Annotated in this window: 14 protein-coding genes; 11 read left to right on the forward strand and 3 right to left on the reverse strand. The window is 60.7% G+C overall.

Features of this window, described 5'->3' with window-relative positions; translation table 11 throughout:
• The first annotated feature begins 14 nt into the window (after positions 1 to 14).
• Genes tatA through Bravens_RS06215 form a run of 3 tightly spaced genes read left to right on the forward strand, consistent with a single transcriptional unit; the run spans position 15 to position 3,801 of the window.
• Positions 15 to 287 (forward strand): twin-arginine translocase TatA/TatE family subunit, encoded by a 273-nt coding sequence (gene tatA, locus Bravens_RS06205; protein ID WP_062021417.1) that lies wholly within the window; start codon positions 15 to 17, stop codon positions 285 to 287.
• Entirely contained in the window at positions 284 to 1,090 is an 807-nt protein-coding gene (gene tatC / locus Bravens_RS06210; RefSeq protein WP_019174995.1) for a twin-arginine translocase subunit TatC, read from the forward strand. The genes tatA and tatC overlap by 4 nt, the downstream gene beginning before the upstream one ends.
• Before the next feature lie 14 nt (positions 1,091 to 1,104).
• Positions 1,105 to 3,801 carry a DEAD/DEAH box helicase gene (locus Bravens_RS06215; RefSeq protein WP_062021420.1) on the forward strand — a complete coding sequence of 899 codons (2,697 nt, stop codon included), beginning with the start codon at positions 1,105 to 1,107 and terminating at the stop codon, positions 3,799 to 3,801.
• Positions 3,802 to 3,803: 2 nt separating this feature from the next.
• Here the strand turns inward: Bravens_RS06215 and secA2 are convergent, their stop codons facing one another.
• Together secA2 and Bravens_RS06225 are read right to left on the reverse strand one after the other, a co-directional pair.
• Entirely contained in the window at positions 3,804 to 6,059 is a 2,256-nt protein-coding gene (secA2, locus tag Bravens_RS06220; protein WP_062021423.1) for an accessory Sec system translocase SecA2, read from the reverse strand.
• A 17-nt stretch (positions 6,060 to 6,076) separates the two neighbouring features.
• Positions 6,077 to 7,780, reverse strand: a complete 1,704-nt coding sequence (locus tag Bravens_RS06225) for a 5'-3' exonuclease H3TH domain-containing protein (protein ID WP_062021426.1) — start codon at positions 7,778 to 7,780, stop codon at positions 6,077 to 6,079.
• A 60-nt stretch (positions 7,781 to 7,840) separates the two neighbouring features.
• Here Bravens_RS06225 and Bravens_RS10550 point away from each other — a divergent pair, with 60 nt between their 5' ends.
• Both Bravens_RS10550 and Bravens_RS06235 read left to right on the forward strand, forming a co-directional pair.
• Positions 7,841 to 8,791 (forward strand): amidohydrolase family protein, encoded by a 951-nt coding sequence (locus Bravens_RS10550; protein WP_062021429.1) that lies wholly within the window; start codon positions 7,841 to 7,843, stop codon positions 8,789 to 8,791.
• Positions 8,791 to 9,519 (forward strand): polyprenol monophosphomannose synthase, encoded by a 729-nt coding sequence (locus Bravens_RS06235; RefSeq protein ID WP_062021432.1) that lies wholly within the window; start codon positions 8,791 to 8,793, stop codon positions 9,517 to 9,519. The genes Bravens_RS10550 and Bravens_RS06235 overlap by 1 nt, the downstream gene beginning before the upstream one ends.
• Positions 9,520 to 9,650: 131 nt before the next feature.
• Here Bravens_RS06235 and Bravens_RS06240 read toward each other — a convergent pair whose 3' ends face one another.
• Complete coding sequence (locus Bravens_RS06240) at positions 9,651 to 9,992, reverse strand: RNA polymerase-binding protein RbpA (RefSeq protein WP_019174989.1); 342 nt, start codon at positions 9,990 to 9,992, stop codon at positions 9,651 to 9,653.
• Positions 9,993 to 10,105: 113 nt separating this feature from the next.
• Here Bravens_RS06240 and Bravens_RS06245 point away from each other — a divergent pair, with 113 nt between their 5' ends.
• The 6 genes from Bravens_RS06245 (at position 10,106) to Bravens_RS06270 (ending at position 15,411) form a co-directional block, all read left to right on the forward strand.
• On the forward strand, positions 10,106 to 10,525 hold the full coding sequence (locus Bravens_RS06245) for a hypothetical protein (RefSeq protein WP_061942814.1): 420 nt from the start codon (positions 10,106 to 10,108) through the stop codon (positions 10,523 to 10,525).
• Between the two features lie 70 nt (positions 10,526 to 10,595).
• Entirely contained in the window at positions 10,596 to 11,273 is a 678-nt protein-coding gene (locus Bravens_RS10705; protein ID WP_062021435.1) for a septal ring lytic transglycosylase RlpA family protein, read from the forward strand.
• A gap of 113 nt (positions 11,274 to 11,386) precedes the next feature.
• Complete coding sequence (locus Bravens_RS10850) at positions 11,387 to 12,187, forward strand: septal ring lytic transglycosylase RlpA family protein (protein WP_062021438.1); 801 nt, start codon at positions 11,387 to 11,389, stop codon at positions 12,185 to 12,187.
• A 211-nt stretch (positions 12,188 to 12,398) separates the two neighbouring features.
• Complete coding sequence (locus tag Bravens_RS06260) at positions 12,399 to 13,163, forward strand: TSUP family transporter (protein ID WP_062021441.1); 765 nt, start codon at positions 12,399 to 12,401, stop codon at positions 13,161 to 13,163.
• Between the two features lie 648 nt (positions 13,164 to 13,811).
• Positions 13,812 to 14,951, forward strand: a complete 1,140-nt coding sequence (locus tag Bravens_RS06265) for a hypothetical protein (protein ID WP_244878128.1) — start codon at positions 13,812 to 13,814, stop codon at positions 14,949 to 14,951.
• The gene (locus tag Bravens_RS06270; RefSeq protein WP_244878129.1) at positions 14,938 to 15,411 is read left to right on the forward strand and encodes a hypothetical protein; all 474 of its coding nucleotides are present in this window, start codon (positions 14,938 to 14,940) and stop codon (positions 15,409 to 15,411) included. Before Bravens_RS06265 ends, Bravens_RS06270 begins: the two co-directional genes overlap by 14 nt.
• Positions 15,412 to 15,459: the final 48 nt, after the last annotated feature.

Below are 15,459 nucleotides of genomic sequence, written 5' to 3' on the forward strand. Positions count from 1 at the left end.
ACTAAGGAGCACATGTGAGACCCGGAATCTGGCAAATCGTCATCGTCGTTCTGGTGATCGTTCTGATCTTCGGCGCTTCCCGCCTGCCCGGTGTCGCCAAGAACGTCGGCAAGTCGATGAAGATCTTCCGCGACGAAATGAAGGACTTCGGCAAGGACGAACCGAGCGTCTCAGCTCCCAAGGACCCCAGTTCCATCGAATCAAAGAACGCACAGCCCGGCAGCTCTGACAGCGCCGGCGAACAGGCATCGGCGCAGACCGAAGCGGACGACGACAAGCGAAAGTGAGCCCGCGCAAGCGCCTGCCGCTCAAGGGCAATCCGCAGAAGCGGATGAAGCTCCTCGATCATTTCCGGGAGCTTCGCAACAGGGCGATAGTGGCAGCCGTTGCCCTGCTCATCGCCTCGGTTCTCGGCTGGTTCCTCTACGACGACGTTCTCGGTCTTCTGCAGAAGCCGCTGGATGACATTGCAGCAGCGGATGGTAAAACCGCCATGCTCAATTTCGCCGGCGTTGTTTCGCCCTTCGACATGAAGATCAAAATCTCGATCTTCATCGGCATCATTCTTTCTGCCCCGGTGTGGCTGTACGAAATCTGGGCGTTCATCATGCCCGGGCTGCACCGCAAGGAGAAGCTCTACACCATCGGCTTTCTCGGCACCGCGCTGCCGCTTTTCTTAGCCGGCGGCGCCCTTGCGTTCTTCGCTCTGCCCAATGCGGTGCGCACAATGGGCGGACTCGTGCCGCAGGGAACCTCGTACATCGTTCCCGCACAGGACTACCTGTCGTTCGTCACCGTCGTCATCATCGCCTTCGGTGCTGCCTTCGTGCTTCCTGTCCTCATGGTGGGGCTCAACATGCTCGACCTGCTGTCAGCCAGGACCATCCGCCGGTCCTGGCGGTGGCTGGTGGTGCTCGTCTTCGTCTTCGCCGCTATTGCCACACCCACACCGGATGCCGTATCGATGTTCTACCTGGTCATCCCGATGCTGTTCATGTTCTTCCTGGCATGGCTCATCTGCGCGATCATCGATCGGGGGCGGAAGAAGCGCCGGATCGCCGACGGCACGTGGGTCGAACCTATTGACTGAGTAGACTGGGGGACATGGAATCCAACCTGTCTCCGGCTGACGCATATTCACAGTTTCTTCAGCGCCAGAGCGAAGCGGGTTCACCACTGGAGGCTTTCCGCCGTTCCCTGGACTACGAACTCGATGACTTCCAGCTGCGCGCATGCCGCAGTCTGCAGGATGATCACTCTGTTCTTGTTGCCGCACCCACGGGTGCTGGTAAGACTGTTGTCGCTCAGTTCTCGATTGCGCTGGCTGTTGCCCGCGGAGTGCGTGTCTTCTACACCGCGCCGATTAAGGCTCTGTCCAACCAGAAGTTCAATGAGCTCGTTGAGGCGTACGGGGCTGACCGCGTTGGTCTGCTGACTGGGGATACGAGCATCAACCGCGATGCGCAGATCGTCGTCATGACGACCGAGGTTCTGCGCAACATGATCTATTCGGGCACTGATCTGTCTGAACTCGGTTTCGTGGTGCTCGATGAAGTGCACTACCTGGGGGACAGGTTCCGCGGACCGGTGTGGGAAGAGGTCATCATCCACCTGCCGGCTCACGTGTTGCTTGTCAGCTTGTCTGCAACCGTGTCGAACGCGGAAGAGTTCGGTGCCTGGCTGGCTGAGGTTCGCGGCACCACTGACATCATCGTGTCCGAACACCGTCCGGTTCCGCTGCACAACCACGTGGCCGTCGGCACTGATCTGATGCCGCTGTTCGCGCCGAACGGCAAAGACATCAACAAGGGTCTCGAGGCGGCTGTCCGCCCGTACTCCGGTTTCGGCTCCCGCCGTGACCGCCGCCGAGGCGGAGCTCGGCACCGCTTCATGCGCCCGGCTCGGGCTGCTGTCATCGCAGAACTCGACAAACTGTCGCTGCTGCCGGCCATTTTCTTCATCTTCAGTCGCAAGGGGTGCGATGAAGCGCTCGATCACTGTTTGGCCGCGGGTCTGGACCTGACCACGAAGAATGAAAAGCGCAAGATCGCTGCTGCCTTGGAAGAACTCGAAGAGTCCCTGGTCGCCGAAGACCTCGGTGTCCTCGGCTTCCGTTCTTTCGCCGCCGGTCTCATGTCCGGTTTCGGCGTCCATCACGCCGGTCTCATCCCGCAGTTCAAGGAGCTTGTCGAAAAGCTGTTCGTCGAAGGACTCATGCGGGTTGTGTTCGCAACCGAAACGCTGGCTCTGGGCATCAACATGCCGGCCCGTTCGGTGGTGCTCGACAAGCTCAAGAAGTTCAACGGCGAATCCCACGTGCAGATCACGCCGGGGGAGTACACGCAGCTGACGGGCCGTGCCGGCAGGCGCGGCATCGACATCGAGGGGCACGCGGTCACGGTGTGGCATCCCACGATCGAAGTCGCGGACATCGCCTCCCTTGCTTCTAAGCGAACCTACGCGCTCAACAGCCGCTTTGTGCCCACCTACAACATGGCTGCGAACCTGCTTGCCCGCATGACTCACGATGACGCACGGAAGGTGCTGGAAACCTCGTTCGCCCAGTACCAGGCCGACTCATCCGTTGTGGGGCTTGCCAAACGGGTGCGCAAAACGGACGAAGCGCTTGCCGGCTACAGGGAGGCCGCACAGTGCGACCGGGGTGATTTCTCGGAGTACTTCGGCTACCGCCTTTCGATTGCGCAAATGGAGAAGCAGGCGGGCAAGCAGCGCACAAAGCTCAAGCAGCGCGACGTTGTCGAATCTCTGTCGCACCTGCAGTTCGGCAGTGTCATCCTCCTGCCCTCGCGGCTGAAATTCGGCGCATGCGTTGTGCTCAATCCCATGCACAACGACCACACTGGCCTGCGTCTGCCGACCGTGCTCACGAGCGCCGGCAAGGTGTGGCACCTGCGCCCGCACGAAGTCACAGAACCTGCGGTGAGCCTCGGCAAAATCAAAAGCCCGCGAAAGTTCAATCACCGCAATCCGCGTGAACGCAACCGCCTGCTCGACATCCTGGATCAAGCCATTGAACAGGGACGCGTCAAAGATCCGGCCACTGTTCAGGTGCGCAAGACCAAGGGCCCTAAGGTCGGTTCGGAGGATGTTGACGCGCTGCGCCAGCAGATGCGCGCCCACCCGTGCCATGAATGCCCCGAACGCGAACAGCACGCCCGGTGGGCCGAAAGGGCACACCGGCTTGAACGCGACCGAGCGAAGCTCACCAGCCAGATAACATCGCGCACCTCGTCAATTGCCGAGGTGTTCGACCGAGTCTGCTCGGTTCTGCGGACCCTGGAATTCCTGCCGGATGACACCGCGATTCTGCGGCGCATCTACGGTGATCGGGACCTGCTGATCGCCATGTCGGTGCGCGCCGGACTGTGGGAGGGTCTGACAGAGCCGGAAGCTGCGGCAATGGCGTCGTGCCTCGTGTATGAAAGCAGGCGCGAGCTTTTGACCCATACGCGCATGCCCACTCAAACTCTGCGACAGTGCGTGGGCGCTTTGGAAGACCTGTGGCGCACACTCGCAAAGACCGAAAGCGATGCTCGAACGGCAATCACCCCAGAGCCTGAATCCGGGATTGCCGTGCCGATCTACAGGTGGACAGACGGCAAGAACCTTGCCGCAGCGCTCGAGGGCACAGACATCTCGGCCGGTGACTTCGTCCGCTGGGCCAAGCAGACACTCGACGTTCTGGGCCAGATTGAGAACGTGGTGGGCCCTGAATCAGCGGAGACGATTGCTCGCGCTGCGGACGCCATGCGCCGCGGCGTGGTTATGGACCACTACTAATATCAGCGGCGAATCCGCTTGACCACGGACTCGATGTCGGAGCCGAAGGTCGATTCAGCAGCAACATAGGTCCACGTTGACGACGGGCGCTTCATTCCGACGGCAGGAAGGTCGACCCCATCAGAGGTGAATTCGACTTCCTCGAGCACGTCCTCGGTGCTTGCCATGACGTCTGACCAGAACTGGCTGAACTGAGCCATGGATTCCTTGTTGAACGCTTCGTGCGGACGTTCTTTTGCCAGTGTGCGCAGGTGAATGCCTTCACGCAGATCATTCAGAAACGCCAGGTGGGCAACCCAGCGGTCGTCGATCTGGAACAGGAGAATATCGCGCAGCGCCTCACGAACAGCGCCGTCGCCTGCGGACTTGACATCGTCACGGTCTCTGACTTTCTCCAGCAGCTCATCAATGCCGTAGTCCTCCGTGAGCACAGCCTCGCGGCGGCTGAGCACCTGTTTGCGCTGCTTCGACATGAGGTCGTTGAAGCGCCTGGTGTCACGGTGGACGCCGGTGTTTTCACCTTCAGCCATGCGCTGGGCGTGTTCGACCAGTTGGGCCGCTTTGCGCGACTGGATGAAGCCGGTTTCGTCGCCGTCTTCCACAAAGCGCTGGATTTCGGGAACGCGGGTGAGCAGTTCGTCTTCCAGGCTGGTGAAGAAGACTGATGTTCCCGGGTCGCCCTGGCGGCCGGAGCGTCCGCGCAGCTGATCGTCTAGACGTGATGAGTCATAGCGGCCAGCGCCGATGACGAGCAGACCGCCCGCGTCGCGTGCCTCGTCGTCAGCTAGGCGAATATCGGTTCCGCGGCCTGCCATCTGGGTAGAGACGGTGACAGCGCCGGATTCACCGGCCCGGGCAATGATGTCTGCTTCGCGTGAATCGTCTTTGGCGTTGAGAACCCTGACCTCGACTCCGCGCTGCTTGAGCCTGTGCGCGAGGCTTTCGGATTCAGCAACCGAACGGGTGCCGATCAGGATCGGCCGACCTTCGCGGTGCTCTTCGAGAACCTGGTCGACAATAGCCCGCTCTTTGGACTCCTGGTACGTGTACAGGCGATCTGGCTCATCAATACGGATGACGTCCTCGTTGGGCTCAACAGCACTGATTTCGAGGTCGTAGAACTCTTTGAGGTCATCGCCGACGGCCAGCGCAGTACCCGTCATACCGCACACGGTGCTGTAGGTCTGGATGAGCTCTTCGACTGTCATCTGGTCGAGAATTTCACCGGATGACGACGTTGTCAGGCCTTCCTTGGCTTCAACGGCGGCCTGCAGGCCATCTGGCCAACGCTGCAGGTCAGCAACGCGGCCTCGGGAATCCGAAATCAGCTTGATGCTGCCGTCAACAACGAGGTAGTCGACATCCCGGTGGACAACGGCCAGTGCGTACAGGGCGAGGTTGACCGCGGCCAGCGTTTCCGCATCGTCACCGTATAGGTCCACGCCAAGGGCTTCTTCGACGGCGTCGATGCCGGCTTCCGTCAGGGACACAGCGGTGCGATCGTGAGACAGTTCGTAGTGCTTGCCGGCCTCCAGCCCGGCAACAAGGCGCGTGATCTCGGCATCGACCTGCTCGACGCTTGCGGTGCCGGCCAAAACCAGCGGGACCCTCGCCTCGTCAATGAGAACCGAGTCGGCCTCGTCGACGATCACGACATCACGCTGGGCAATGCGGGGCTTCTGGCCCTGAGTGAGGAAACGGTCGCGCAGAGTGTCAAAGCCGACTTCCTGCACCGAGGCGTACACGACTTCCTGCGTGTAGGACTTTCGGCGAGACTCTTCCGAATCAGATTCGCCCACCGATGCTGCGGTCACACCCAGCAGGTCGAACAGGGGACGCATCCACTCGACGTCACGGGCGGCCAGGTAGTCGTTGACGCTCACCACGTGAACGGTGCGGCCCTGAAGCGCGTAGCCGGCTGCAGCCATCGCGCCGACAAGGGTCTTGCCTTCACCCGTGAGCATCTGCACGACCATGCCGTCGAGCAAGCCGATGAGGCCTTTCAGCTGTGTGAAGTAGGGCCGTTCGCCCAGCGCCCGGTCAGCAGCTTCTCGCACAAGCGCCGCGTAGCGGGTGAGTGATTCGCGGCGGTCCTCCAGGGTGAACAGCTTCGCTGCGGTTTCTGCCAGTTCTTCATCCGGCAGATCCGCGTACTCATCGCCGTAGCGATCGAGGTCGTTCTGGGCTTTTGCGAACCAGCCGACGCGTTTGTCTGCCTGCGCTCCGGGGCGGCCCAGCAGTCGGTCGAAAAAGCCCATAGTCGTTCCTCTCAGCTTTAGATTTCCAGAGGCCAATCGGGGTTTATCGTAGCGTGGCGCCCTTTGGAACGCAGAAACTCTTCTAGATCAGCTGCCTGTGCGCGCTTCCATTCGATCTGTGCTGCGTGCAGCTCTTCGCCCGATCCAGAAGCCAGCAGCTGATGTTTGTCCGCCATGGCCCACAGAATGCAGCCGGCGGCAGTCGCATCGGCCAGAGCGTCGTGGTGGTTGTCCAGCTCGACGCCCCACACGGTACACAGGTCTGCGAGCGTCCGCTTGCCCCTGCGGAAACGGTCCACTTCCCGATCAAGGACCAGGGTGTCGAAGATCGGCGGCAGAACATCGGCAACGGGTGTGGGAAGTCCCAAGCGGCGGCGTTCAGCTTCGAGCACCGTGAGGTCGTAGACGATGTTGTGTCCGACAACGCTGCCGCCGCGGCGGCGAATGTTCTCAAGGCAGGCGATCACTTCGGCAACAACGGCGGTGCGGTCTGCTCCGTGCTTACGCGCGTAGTCACTGGTGATGCCGTGCACGCTGCTCGCGGCCTCGGGAATCTCAATTCCCGGATCGGCCAGCCACGTGCGGATCTCCAGCGGCTCGATGCCGCCTTCAACCTTGCCCAGGCGCACACAGGCGGCCGTGACGATGTGCACGGTGTGCGGGTCCAGTCCTGTGGTTTCGAGATCGAAACCCCACAGTTCGGACGTGGTCCAGGACGGGCCCGTGAAGGCGGGGAGCTGGTTCTTGCTCACCCGTCGGTCAGCAGCCGGCGAGGGGCCTGCGGGTGTCGGCGGCACCTCGCCACCCAGTGTCTTCAGAAGGCGGGCAACGGCCCGGTCTGTGCTCCACTGGGTGCCGAATGCTCGCAGTGCTTCGCGGTTCATGCGCTGCGGCACCGCCGCGGCATCCTGGGCGGCGTACAGGACGTCGAGGTCTTCTAGAACCGTCATGACCTTTTCGGCTCGGCGCACTGCGTCTTCGTTCTCTAGGAGAGCTGCAGCGCGCTTGGGGCTCAGACCGTGGTCTTTTGCTCCGCTGGCTGCCGCACGGAAGAGTTCGTCCAGGCCGCCGTAGCCGGCCAGCAGCTTTGCCGCGGTCTTTTCGCCGATACCGGGAACTCCGGGCAGACCATCGGAAGGGTCCCCGCGCAGGGCGGCCATTTCGCGGTACGGAGCCCCACCCTTAACCCCGTATTCGGTGGGTACATCCGCATATGTCAGCGGTGCCCACTGGCCCTTCGGACGGGGCCGATGCAGCTGGATTCTGCGGTCTTCGCGCAGCACTGAAATGAGGTCTCGGTCGGGGGAGACCACCACCAGTTCGTCGTCTGGACCCATCTGGGCGGCAAAGGATCCGATGATGTCATCAGCTTCGGTACCCGGAATCTCAAGAACCGGTATCCCCGCCAGTCGGAGGGCTTCGCGGATGAGGGGGATCTGCGGTTTGAGGTCGTCGGGAGTTTCCGATCCCGTCTCTTCGTCCTGTACGCGCTGAGCTTTGTACTCCGGGACGATGGCTGTCCGAAAGGCCGGTCGCCAGTCGCCGTCCATGGCTGCGACGATCCGCGTGGAGCGAAGATCGTCAGCCAGGCCCGCAATTGTGTCCAGCAGGCCGCGCAGAGCCCCGACCGGTGTGCCGTCTGCGGCTGTGATGCTCGAGGGCAGAGCGTAAAAAGACCGGTAGTACAGGGCGGGGGTATCGAGAACGACGAGTCTGCTCACGCGGCTCAGCCTACCCGAGCCGCCATCACACGCCGGGGGAACGTCTGCAAGAATCGCAGGGTGGTGAATTTCGTTCTGTACAACGGTGATGTCTACAGCAGTGCCGACCCCTTTGCGACGGCCGCGTCTGTCAGCGGTGACGTCGTGGACTGGGTGGGCGGCGATGAGGCCGCGCAGGCGATGGGCTCTGAGCTCATTGATCTGCACGATGATTTCGCTGCCCCGGCCATGATCACAACGGTCGACCTGCGCAGCGAAGAAGCGACCCCGCGTGATTTTCTTGCGGCTGGAATCGTGTCTGTCCACGCAATCGGCACCGACGAGCAGCTTAGGACCTTCGCAGAGCATGCTGGTCCGCTGCGCGTTGTCGGCTACAGCCTCGACGGCACGGGGGACCGACGTGCTCACGTTGGACTGCCGGACGACCGCCCTGACGCAGCCGTGTATGTCATCCTTGATGACCTCGAAGCCCTGAATAGCTATATCGGGTCTCTGGCAGACGCGGACTTCAAGCGCCACGCGGCCCTCAATGGCTGGCGCGTGTTCGCCAATGTGCAGATTCCCGAAGACTTCGCAGGCCCGCTCGGCCAGTCGCCCCTTCCGCTCACTGTGGACCCGCGCACTTTTGCCCAGCCGGTCGGTGCTTTGCTGCGCGAGGGCGCACAGGTGAGCTTCGCCTCGTCATGTGAACCGTGGGAGGCCATGCGGCAGGCGATTTTCGCCCCCGGTTCCACCGTCAGCGGTCGTGCAGCATTCAACTGCCTGACGCGCTTTGCCGAACGTGCGCTAGGCAACTTCGGCGGGGGAGTGATCGCGCCGGGCAGCCGTGCGGACATTGCACGGTGGAAGGTTGAGAACCTGGTTGTTCAGGCTGCTGACGAACGCGTTGCGGCGTGGAGCACAGACCCGCGTTCAGGAACGCCCGGGTTGCCGGATCTGACCCCGGGCACTCCGCTTCCGGAGCTCGTGTCGCTGTGGAGCGCAGGCAAACCGGTCGTACTGGACTCCTGATGCACGTACTCGTCTGCATCCCCACGTACAACGAACGCGAATCGCTGCCGAACACGCTGAAGGCGATATTCGAATACTCGCCTGATGTCGATGTTCTGGTCATTGACGACGGTTCCCCGGACGGAACAGCCGACTGGGCTGACGAGCTCGGCGATGACCGCGTGCACGTTATGCGCCGAACCGAAAAGGCAGGCCTGGGACCGGCCTATGTTGCCGGCTTCACGTGGGCGCTGGCCCACGACTACGACGTCATCTGCCAGATGGATGCCGACGGTTCTCACCGGGGCCGCGACCTGCCTCTGCTTCTCAAAGCCGTACGAGGCGGAGCTGAGTTGGCCATCGGATCTCGCTGGGTGCGCGGGGGAGAGGTGGTCCACTGGCCGCTGAACCGCAATGTGCTTTCCCGCGGAGCCAACCTGTACGCCAATGTGGCGATCGGGCTGCACGTGGCCGACGCGACTGCTGGCTTCCGCGCCTATTCGCGCAATTTGCTGCAGCGGATCGACTTGGCCGGTGTGCAGTCCCACGGCTACGGCTTCCAGATCGATATGACCGTCCGTGCCCGCCGTGCCGGGGCAAGGATTGTCGAGGTGCCCATCATCTTCGTTGAACGTGAGCTGGGAGCTTCGAAGATGTCAGGCAGCATCATCAGCGAGGCTTTCGTCAATGTTGCCCGCTGGGGTCTGCAGCGCCGCAGTCAGCAGGTGCGCAGCCTTCTGCGTCGCTGACTGAACAGAGCAAGCGGAAGCCCGGCGGCACCTCGTGAGAAGAGTACGGCCGGCGGGGGAGCAGACCAACAGAAGAGGGCCCGAAGCAGTATTCCTGCTTCGGGCCCTCACACGTTTAAGCGGGCGGGCGTTCAGACCTCGGGGGCCTTCTCGCCGCGGCGAATAGCCAGGCGCTCCTCCAGGATCACCTGGAGCTCTTCCATCGACCGGCGCTCCATGAGCATGTCCCAGTGAGTGCGGGCGGGCTTAGCGTCCTCTTCTTCGACTTCGGACACGCCAACGCGCATGCCGATGCCGTGAGTACCGGAATCCCACGTGTCCGGAACATCTGCGTCCGTCGAGAACGGAACTTTGAACCGGTGGCCGTCTTCGCAAACGAATTCGACAAGCTGACGAGGTGCCGGCTCGACACCGACTTCCGATTCCAGGGACCGGGAGCCAAGCTGGGTGCCCCGCAGGCTGCGTTCGCTCATGTGACTGAACCTCTCACTCGGTGGGCGGGTATTCAAGCAGACAACAAGTCTAACGCCGCCGAGTATTCCCGGCACACACGACCCGTTAAGGCCAAGGTGACACAATCACATGTATGAACGACGCCCCGCGCACGCACCGCGAACCGATCGAACCCGACGGCGTGTGGACAAAAGAAGAACAGTCCAGCTTCAAACGCGCCCACATGACCTATCTGAAAGCGCGCACACGCGCTGAGCGCACGGCACAGTCGGTGTCCAAGTTCGCCGGCCAGGCGAAAACAGCAGGGGAGAGGCTCAAGAGCGCCGGATCAGCTGCAGCGCGCACAGCAAAAACAGCCGCGGGTGCAGCAGCCGTTGACGGAGGACTCATCGACAGGGTCAGCGACAGCATTGATACGACGGTCGAACGCATAGGAAAGATGAGCGGAGCTTCAACCGACGGTGTGAAGAGCGGAATTGCCGGAGCGCGCACGAAAGCTAAGTCTGCCGCACGGCGTTTTTCCGGCACAGATCACAACGAGGACCGCGCGTAGAGCTTGCTTCGTAACCTGTTTGTTACCTAAACTTACCTCTCGTTACAGATTCGCAACGAGAGGTGACACTGTGCCGAAGGCTTCGAAGATCCTGCGCGCATCCGACATTCTGCGCGCCAGCCGCCGACGTCCGGTTCTTGCAGCCATCGCGGTTCCAACTGCCGCAGCAGCTGCGATTACGGCTGCCGGTTTCGCCGCCGCTCCCGGAGCTGCAGAAGAACCTCAGGCCTTCGAGAGCAAGGCAGCGCCCGAAGCAACGACAGACGACACTGCCGACAAGCAGCGGAAGGACGCCCAGGCAAAGGCCGAAAAGGAACAGAAGAAGGCTTCCGGTTCCATGACCCTGCCCGCACCCGAAAAGTCCGAATCGGACGCGGGGGAGAAGGCCAACAGCTCCTCTGACAAGAGCGGATCAAGCAAGAGCGCGTCCAGCAAGTCTGAACCAAAGGCCAACACCAAGGCATCCGGATCGGGTGGCACGTGCAAGGCCTCGTACTACTGGCAGGATCAGATGACCGCCACCGGTGAGCGTTTCAACACAAACGACCTCACTGCCGCGCACAAGTCACTGCCGTTCAACAGCCGCGTAAAGGTGACGAACAAGGCAAACGGCAAGTCCGTCACGGTTCGCATCAATGACCGCGGACCGTACGTTGCAGGCCGTTGCCTCGACCTTTCGACCGCGGCAATGAAGGCTGTTGGCGGAACAGGAGCCGGCGTCATCACTGTTTCCTACCAGGTGCTGTAAACCGCCCTTTCGGGAACGTGCTCAAACACACCCCAGCTCCGTTACCTTTCCGTTACGAATTGATATAGCATTGCGTTATCGTTCCGAAACTTTCATCTGCGATTGGAAGATCTGTGAGCAAACACCGCGCTGAAGGCACCAAGGCCTCCGGAAGCATTTTTGACCTCTTTCGCCGTTCGTCCAAGCGTGGGCGCTACGGGAGCGAACCGAAGTCTGCCGCTGGAGTTCTCGCCTCTGCAGGCCGCCGCCCGGTCCTGGCAGCAATTGCCGTACCGACCGCAGCTGCGGCAAGCATCGTTGCAGCCGGCTTCGCTGTAACGCCAAGCGCAGAAGACGAACAGACCCAGTTCACCCAGAATGCGGCTCCGGCAGCAGACGCACCCGACACCTCGGCTGCCGAAAAGGCTGCCAAGGACGCCGAAAAGCAGCAGAAAGACAGCGCGCGTTCTCTGTCCGTCAAGGAAGAAGAGCCGGCTGAAGACACCCAGTCGGGCAGTGCAGGCAGCTCGAACTCCGCGGGCAGCTCCGGCAAGTCCGGCAGTACCTCCAAGAAGAGCGGCAACAAGGCCGGCTCAGGTGCCGCTGCCAGCGACAGCGGCAAGCCGAAGAACACAAAGGCATCGGGCAAGGCCGGTTCGTGCCCAGCTTCGACCTACGGCCAGGGTGACGGCTTCCACGGCAGGAAGACCGCCAACGGCGAACGGTTCAATCGCAACGCAATGACCGCAGCACACAAAACGCTGCCGTTCAACAGTCGCGTCAAGGTCACGAATACAAGCAACGGAAAGTCTGTCACCGTCCGCATCAATGACCGCGGACCGTACCACGGCAATCGCTGCCTGGACCTTTCCACCGCCGCAATGAACCAGATCGGCGGCGACGGAGTTGCTACCGTCAAGTGGCAGGTTCTCTGACATAACGCATACAGAAAGCGGCGCAGCGCAGTGCGCCGCTTTCTGTATGTCACGACAGGCTAAGCGCAGTGCGCCGTGTCCCGCACAGCAAGCAGACAATCCGGTCTGAGCTCAGAGACTTCGCCAGCGAAACAGTCCTGTGACGCCACCTTTGCCATAAGCGCCGATAATATACATTATGTTAAGTAAAGATTGAGAGGCCGCTTCCCCGATGTCGACGACAGTCATCACCGTGCTTCTCGCAGGCTCTCTGGCAGCCGGGTGGATTGATGCCGTTGTCGGCGGCGGCGGACTCATTCTGCTGCCGCTCATCATGATCATGGCGCCGGGGCTGACGAACGCTCAGGCACTTGGCACCAATAAGTTCGCCGCGGTCTTCGGCACGACGAGTGCCGCGATTACGCTGGCTCGCCGCATTCCAACCGCTCTCGGCGCTCTGCGCTGGGCTCCCCTCGCTCTGGTTGGCGCAGCCATCGGCGCTTTCATCGCCGCAAGCGTTGATCAGCACATCATGAGGCCGATTATCATCGTCGTCCTCGTTGCTGTCGGATTCTTCGTTCTGCTGCGTCCATCCTTTGGCCGTGACAGCGAACCACGCATTATGTCAAAGCGCTCGTGGACAGCAGGTGCAGCGATCATTCTGGCCATCGGCATCTACGACGGCGCATTCGGGCCCGGCACCGGCCTGTTCTTCATCATGTCTCTCACGGCGCTCATGCGCGGAGATTTTATGACAAGTGCAGCCTGGGCGAAGGTCCTCAACGTCGCTACCAATCTCGGCGCGCTCATTGTGTTCGGGCTGCGCGGTGATGTCCTGTGGCTGCTGGGCCTGGGCCTCGCCGTAACGAACATCATCGGCGCCCGCATTGGCGCGCGCATGGTGCTCGGTCGCGGCGCCGGCTTCGTCCGCATCGTGATTCTCTGCGTTGTCGTCATCCTGGCGGGCAAACTCACCTACGACCAGTTCTTCGCCTGAGCCGCTCCCCTGGCTTACCTACACTCACAATAGTCGGTGCGACCATATTGCCAGTCGCCATCGGCGCACTGATCTCATCGATCCGCCCTCCAACCGCACCAAAGTCGGCTCCAAGTTCCGGCGGACACTGTAAGCGTAAGCCATCACAAACGTGGATAGTACGTGAAAGCCGAAAACCCGGTCGACCAGCACAACGATTTCGCTGACAACTACGGTCGTAAGGTCGTAACGCCCGGGCTTGAGGACCCTCGCAACTCAGAAAACTTCGGCAGGTGGTGGCATCGCTGTCCTACGGCTTCGACAAAGTCGGGGACCGAAAGCCAAACTCGTATCATCGTCGCGGATCGCTAACTGGGACCCATCCATCCTTGTTGATGCACATTTTTGGAGGCGGTAAGTATCGGAATCACAGATTCGTTTACCGCCCTACGGTCTGGGCAACGCGGATGGCAGCGCTTTCAGCAGGGTATTCCATTGCCCCGATAGCTATCGTATTCTCGAGTAACAATTCAGACGTTTAAGCGATGGGATATAGGGGCGCAGCTTGGCAAGATTAAGCAATCATAGCCCTCTACACAGCCCAGTGTGCCGTGAACATCCGGAGGCGAAGAGCTCATGATTCTGCAAAGAAGAATTGTGTGGACGTTTATGTCTGCGCTGGCAACGGGCGCGTTTCTGGCGAACATGGCCTTACCCGCGCAAGCAGAAGGTGTGCAGGTCCGAGATGCTGAGTATACTCTCGACGCATTGTCGAGTCGCGATCTTGTCATCGGTGGTATTGATTCCGTAAAGAGTTCGACACGTAACGGCACGCCAAACTTCGACATCGAGGATGGGGTGCAAATAGGCACATTTAAAGGCGATAGAACTGTGATCGTCGACGCTTCTCTCGTGGCGCATGGAGCACTCGCGGTAGTCGACACAGAGCAAGTTGATCTTTCTTGGGAGGGCGTCGACGCCACACGAAGGTATGCCGTGTTTCGCGACAACGAACTGCTTGCAGAAACGTCTGAACGGTCTTTCCGAGACTCGAACACTTCGCCAGGCGCAATTTATCACTATCGTGTGGAGACCGTTGTCCCTGAGGGGACGGCTCTTCCTACCTCGGAAGATGCGACGATTCATGGATTCGACGTCATCGTTCCTGACTCCCCGGACCTAATGGCAGAGGCAGCGGAATACAACACCAAAATTAAAGCAATGGCCGCGCGTAAGGGATCGACGGTGCGATATCGGACGTTCATTCCGCAGGCAAAGCTCAGCGCACCACTGGTAGGTTGTGGTAGCTACCGCAGTCTGAGCGGGCACAAGTTCGGTGGGGATAACCGGGGTTACAATGCCAGTTATGGGACTTCTCGCACGAGTATGACGGCGAATGTACGGTGGGACGGCCGGGGACTCGTTAGCAGTTCCAATAAAGTAGGCGCAACGAAAGTATACAATTCGAAGGGCAAGCTTGTAGCTACGAAGACGGCATCTGCCAAGGACATGTCAATTAAGCAGCTCGGAAAGACAAAGTCAGCCGTCGATCTCCGTTTCAGGCTAAAAGCAGGAAACCCATTTTGCAAGCACAACTCGATTCAGGGCGCGTTTACGATCACGATCACTAAAAATGGCTCCTACAGGATAATTTCTGGCAGCCATCGTCAAATGCCGAATCACGAGGTGTATGTATCCTCAACCACCGGAAAGTGGAAGACTGTCTACAAGCGAAAGTACGCAAGTGCTGCGTGCCTGGTTCGTTGGGCCTGCCCAGAGGCTCAGATGGTGGGTTATGGAAGCTATTGATCGACCACACAGCTCTGGGCTTGTGCTGCGACGCCGTTTCATCATGGTCAGTGCTCTCGCGGGCGGATTCACAATACAGACACTTTACAGCTTTGGGTTCGCCGCGTATCTGAACATCCCAGAGGGTCACCGATGGCCGCCTGTCGTTGCCGCCGGTCTCATGACCCTGGTCCTCGCGGTCGGCGCCTGGGGACGCGAAAGAAAAATGGCTCGCATCGCCAAAACTGCCGCCATTTCGGCCGTTGCGTTCATTCTCTCGAACGCTCTGCTCGCACAGATCGATGCCTTAGTTCAGGCCCAGATTTTCATGAGTGTGAGCCATGTGGTGAGCGATGTGCTCATGAGGATTTTCTACTTCTTCATTCTCACGGGCGAAGCATGGTCATCGTTCTTCATCTCGATGGCTGTAGCCGCCCTTATCACTACTCCAGCCGCGCCACCTTCCCACACCCGCAGGTAGACACGAGAAGGCCACAACAACAGCCCCTCCATCTGCAACCGGCCAAGC

Origin of the sequence: Brevibacterium ravenspurgense, assembly GCF_001584615.1 — a bacterium.
Classification (GTDB): domain Bacteria; phylum Actinomycetota; class Actinomycetes; order Actinomycetales; family Brevibacteriaceae; genus Brevibacterium; species Brevibacterium ravenspurgense.

Coding starts and splice junctions, on each gene's coding strand:
- Bravens_RS06265 (WP_244878128.1), top strand. CDS start 13,812: ATGTCTGCGCTGGCAACGGGCGCGTTTCTGGCGAACATGGCCTTACCC.
- Bravens_RS06270 (WP_244878129.1), top strand. CDS start 14,938: ATGGAAGCTATTGATCGACCACACAGCTCTGGGCTTGTGCTGCGACGC.
- Bravens_RS06240 (WP_019174989.1), bottom strand. CDS start 9,992: ATGAGCGAACGCAGCCTGCGGGGCACCCAGCTTGGCTCCCGGTCCCTG.
- secA2 (WP_062021423.1), bottom strand. CDS start 6,059: ATGGGCTTTTTCGACCGACTGCTGGGCCGCCCCGGAGCGCAGGCAGAC.
- Bravens_RS06245 (WP_061942814.1), top strand. CDS start 10,106: ATGAACGACGCCCCGCGCACGCACCGCGAACCGATCGAACCCGACGGC.
- Bravens_RS06235 (WP_062021432.1), top strand. CDS start 8,791: ATGCACGTACTCGTCTGCATCCCCACGTACAACGAACGCGAATCGCTG.
- Bravens_RS06215 (WP_062021420.1), top strand. CDS start 1,105: ATGGAATCCAACCTGTCTCCGGCTGACGCATATTCACAGTTTCTTCAG.
- Bravens_RS06260 (WP_062021441.1), top strand. CDS start 12,399: ATGTCGACGACAGTCATCACCGTGCTTCTCGCAGGCTCTCTGGCAGCC.